Source organism: Amycolatopsis sp. NPDC026612, assembly GCF_040638285.1.
Lineage (GTDB): Bacteria > Actinomycetota > Actinomycetes > Mycobacteriales > Pseudonocardiaceae > Amycolatopsis.
Genome location: NZ_JBEZYB010000170.1, coordinates 1 through 4,611, shown reverse-complemented (window position 1 = coordinate 4,611; position 4,611 = coordinate 1). Strand labels below are relative to the sequence as shown.

The window sequence follows — 4,611 nt, the reverse complement described above, 5'->3', positions numbered from 1 at the left end:
GCGACGTTGATCAAGGCGGTGGAGGACTTCCTGCAGGGGCCGGAGGTCCTGCGTGACGGCGGGGTCGAGGCGATGAAGGAGATCCGCCGCATCCGCGACGAGTACCCGGAGACCAAGCGCCACAAGGCGACCGACGTCCCGGGGATCGCGTCCAACGACATCGGCATCATCAACAGCGCCCCACCGCCCAGCCGGACGGTCGTGGTCCTGCTCAAGCGTGTCCTCGACCAGACCAGGGGCCGCCACCGGTTCGGGCTCGGCGCCGTCCCCGCGGACGAAGCCCACTGGTGGCACACGTCGCTGTTCAACACCGTGGTCGTCACCGACGCGAGCCAGGACGGCGTCCGCGTCCGCTCCTACGACCGGGCCAAGACCATGGACCTGACCAACCGCGGCATCCGGGTGATCCAGCGGCTGCGCAAGGAAGGCGCCGCGGTGCAGGAGCAGTACAAGCGCGCCATGCCGGAGCTCACCTCGCGGGAGAACTGGACGCGCCTCTACGACCTCTGATCCCCGCTCGGGCTTCGCCGTCGACCACCGCGCGCCTTCTTGTCGCGTCCCGATCGACGGCCGTGGCGGTCACCCGGGCCCGGGTGGCGACCCGGTGTGGTGGTGACCGGTCGGCCGCACGCAGAACTCGTTGCCGTCCGGATCCGCCAGCACGACAGTGCCGTCGTCGCGGGCGTCGAGCCGAGCGGCGCCGAGGGAGATCAGCGCGTCGATCGCCGCCCGCTGGTCGCCGTCGGCCGGGACCAGCTCGAAGCGCTGCCGGCTCGGCTCCGCTCTCGACGTCACAGGCGTGCCATCCCAAGCGTCCCAGGCGACTTTCGTGCCGCCGCGCGGCGACTGGATCGCGGTCTGCTCGCCCCGGTCCCACACCAGGGGCCAGCCCAGCGCTTTGCTCCAGAACAGGCCGGCCTGCCGGGTGCCGGCGCAGGTGAGCTCGCCCAGCGGGCCACACCCGGCGAGGTAGCCGTTGCCGGGCTCGATCACGCAGAACTCGTAGCCCGCCGGGTCGGCCAGGACCACGTGCGCCTCCTCGGGACGCTGCCCGACGTCGACGTGGCGGCCACCGAGCCCGACCGCCGTGGCCACCGTGTGCCGCTGGTCGTCGAGGTCGGCGCTGGTCAGGTGCAGGTGCATCCGGTTCGCGCCGAGCCGGCCGGCGCGGCCCGGGACGAACCGCAGGCCGAGCTGGGTGTCCCCGCCCGGGAGCAGCACACCGCCGGTGTCCTCGACGACGTCGCGACCGAGCAGGCCGGCCCAGAAGCGGGCCGGTTCAGCCGGGTCGTCCGCCTCGAAGGTCACCGCCAGCAGCCGCGAACGCATCACCCGACCGTAGACACCGCCCCCGTGAGGCGGCAAGCCGATAGGGACCGGCGCGGAACCGAGGTCGCTGTTCCCTCCGGCCGGGGCGTCCGAGCACTCCCGACGACCCGATCACGAGCCAACCGGACATGAACGAGCCAAGTTGACGGGAAATATTTACAACGTTGTATCGATAGGGTAGGAACTACTTTTACAACGTTGTAACGACGAGCGGAGGCTGGTATCCGTGTCGCTGAGCCGCAGGCAGTTCGTCGCCGGAGCCGTTGCCGCCACCCTGGCGACCGGGGTCAGCGCACCCGACGCGGCCGCCGCCGCGCTCCGCTGCCGGAAGGTCCTTCCCGCCAAGGGCGGGCTCTACACGCCGAACGCGGCGCCGCTGCAGCCCGCCGCCTTCCTCAAGCTCCCACCCGGCGCCGTCACGCCCCGCGGCTGGCTCGCCGGGCAGCTGCGGCTGCAGCTCGACGGCCTCTGCGGGCACTACCCCGAAACGTCGCAGTACCTCGACTTCGCCACCAGCGGCTGGGTGCACCCGGCGGGCGAAGGCTGGGAAGAGGTGCCGTACTGGCTGCGCGGCTACGTCGACCTCGCCGCGGTGACCGGCGACGCAACGGCGCTGGCGACCGCCCGCCGCTGGGTCGACGCCATCCTCGCGACCCAGCAGGCCGACGGCTTCTTCGGGCCGACGATGCTGCGCACCGCGTTGAACAACGGTCCCGACTTCTGGCCGTACCTGCCGCTGCTGCAGGCGCTGCGGTCCTGGCAGGAGTACACCGGCGACGCGCGGATCGTCCCCTTCATGACCCGGTTCCTCCGGTACATGAACGCCCAGGGCAAGAGCGCGTTCGACTCCAGCTGGGTGTCCGTGCGCTGGGGCGACGGGCTCGACAGCGTCTTCTGGCTGTTCAACCGCACCGGTGACGCCTTCCTGCTCGACCTCGCCGACAAGATCCACACCTTCGGTGCCGACTGGGTCGGCACCCTGCCGAGCCTGCACAACGTCAACGTCGCCCAGGGCTTCCGCGAGCCGGCGCAGTACGCGCTGCGCAGCGGCTCGGCCGCGCTCACCCAGGCCACCTACTCCGGCTACGCCACGGTCATGGCGACCTACGGCCAGTTCGCCGGCGGCGGCTTCGCCGGGGACGAGAACGCGCGGCCCGGCTTCGGCGACCCGCGGCAGGGCTTCGAAACCTGCGGGATCGTGGAGTTCATGGCGAGCCACCAGCTGCTCACCCGGCTGACCGGCGACCCGGTGTGGGCGGACCGCTGCGAGGACCTCGCCTTCAACTCCCTGCCCGCGGCCCTCGATCCGAGCGGGCGCGGGGTGCACTACATCACGAGCGCGAACAGCGTCGACCTCGACAACGTCCCCAAGAGCGAAGGCCAGTTCCAGAACACCTTCGCCATGCAGGCCTACATGCCGGGCGTCCGGCAGTACCGCTGCTGCCCGCACAACTACGGCATGGGCTGGCCGTACTTCACCGAAGAGCTTTGGCTCGCGACGCCGGACAACGGGCTCGCCGCGTCGATGTACTCGGCCAGCAGCGTCACGGCGAAGGTCGCCGGCGGCACCTCGGTGACCATCGTCGAGGACACCACCTACCCGTTCTCGGAGCAGATCACCTTCACCGTCCGTGTGCCGCGGCACTTGCGTTTCCCGCTGTACCTGCGGATTCCCGCCTGGTGCTCGGCGCCGCGCCTGACGGTGGCGGGCGCGCCGGTCGCGGCCGCGGCCGGGCCGGCGTTCGTCAAGCTCGACCGGACCTGGGCCGACGGCGACGTCGTCACCTTGACGCTGCCGCAGCGCACGACGACGCGGACGTGGCAGGCCAACCACGACTCCGTTTCCGTCGACCACGGTCCGCTGACGTACTCGCTGAAGATCGGGGAACGGTACGAGCAGTTCGCCGGCACCGCCCAGTTCCCGGAGTACGCCGTGCACGCGACGACGCCGTGGAACTACGGCCTGGCCGCCGGCGCCGCGCTGACCTTCTCGGCTTCCGGCGGGCCGCTGCCCGCCAACCCGTTCACGCCGGACACCGTCCCGGTGAAGATCACCGCGTCCGCCCGGCAGATCGCCGAGTGGACCACGGACGACCAGGACGTCGTCACGCCGCTGCAGGCGTCACCGGCGCTGAGCGAGGCGCCGGTCGAGACGGTCACGCTGATCCCGATGGGAGCGGCCCGGCTGCGCATCACGTCGTTCCCGGCGGCGTCGCCGGACGGGCACCCGTGGCTGCCGGGTGGCGGCGGCGCGGCGTTCCGGATCGTGAACCGCAACTCGGGCAAGGTGCTCGGCGTCGACCGGATGTCCACAGCGGACAGCGCCGACGTCGTCCAGTTCGCCGACAACGGCACCGACGACCACCTCTGGCACCTCGTCGCGAACGGCGACGGCTGGTACCGAATCCGCAACCACCACTCCGGCAAGGTCCTCGGGGTGGACCGGATGTCCACTCTGGACGGCGGGAAGGGGGTGCAGTTCACCGACAACGGCAGCGCGGACCACCTGTGGCAGCTGGTCGACAACGGGGACGGCTGGTGGCGACTGAAGAACCGCAACTCCGGCAAGGTCCTCGGCATCGACGGGATGTCCACAGCGGACAGCGCGCAGGCGGTCCAGTTCGGCGACACCGGCACGGCGGATCACCTGTGGCAGCTGGTTCCGGACGGCCGGGTGCGGATCGAGAACCGCAACTCCGGCAAGGTGCTCGGCGTGGACCAGATGTCCACGGCGGACAGTGCGCGGGTGGTGCAGTTCGCCGACAACGGCACCGACGACCACCTGTGGACGTTCGAAGCCGACGCCGGCGGCTGGTTCCTCATCCGTAACGTCCACTCCGGCAAGGTGCTCGGCGTCGACCAGATGTCCACAGCGGACAGTGTCAACGTCGTCCAGTTCACCGACAACGGCTCACCGGACCACGAGTGGCGCCTGCGTGACGACGGCAGCGGCTGGTTCCGGATCGTGAACCGCAACTCCGGCAAGGTGCTCGGCGTCGACCGGATGTCGACGGCCGACAGCGCCCAGGTGGTGCAGTTCGGCGACACCGGCACGGCCGACCACCAGTGGCGGCTGCGGTGATCACGGCTTCAGGAACGAGCGCTCGGCGGCCGGCCCGGTCGGATCCACCGACCGGGCCGTCCGGGAGGACTACCTGAGTAATTCGAATTCTCCGCCGGCTGCGCCGGTCAGGGCTTCTCGAAGTGCTGGTAGTCGATCGGGGTGTCCCAGGAGCCACCCCAGGTCCAGCCACGCGAGCTGAACGCCCGCTCGGTGACGTC

3 protein-coding genes and 1 pseudogene are annotated in these 4,611 nt (G+C 70.8%); 2 read left to right on the top strand and 2 right to left on the bottom strand.

Going from position 1 to position 4,611, the window contains the following annotated elements; translation table 11 throughout:
- Nucleotides 1–510 (top strand): annotated as a pseudogene (locus AB0F15_RS44895) (glycosyltransferase family 2 protein); the annotation flags it as partial.
- Nucleotides 511–579: 69 nt separating this feature from the next.
- Here AB0F15_RS44895 and AB0F15_RS44890 read toward each other — a convergent pair.
- A complete protein-coding gene (locus tag AB0F15_RS44890; RefSeq protein WP_360284043.1) occupies nt 580–1,329 on the bottom strand; it encodes a VOC family protein in 750 nt (249 codons plus the stop codon).
- 226 nt (nt 1,330–1,555) lie between these two features.
- Here AB0F15_RS44890 and AB0F15_RS44885 point away from each other — a divergent pair, with 226 nt between their 5' ends.
- Complete coding sequence (locus AB0F15_RS44885) at nt 1,556–4,411, top strand: RICIN domain-containing protein (protein ID WP_360284041.1); 2,856 nt, start codon at nt 1,556–1,558, stop codon at nt 4,409–4,411.
- Between the two features lie 107 nt (nt 4,412–4,518).
- Here AB0F15_RS44885 and AB0F15_RS44880 read toward each other — a convergent pair.
- On the bottom strand, nt 4,519–4,611 hold a 93-nt coding region (locus AB0F15_RS44880), incomplete at its 5' end, for a M15 family metallopeptidase (protein ID WP_360284045.1).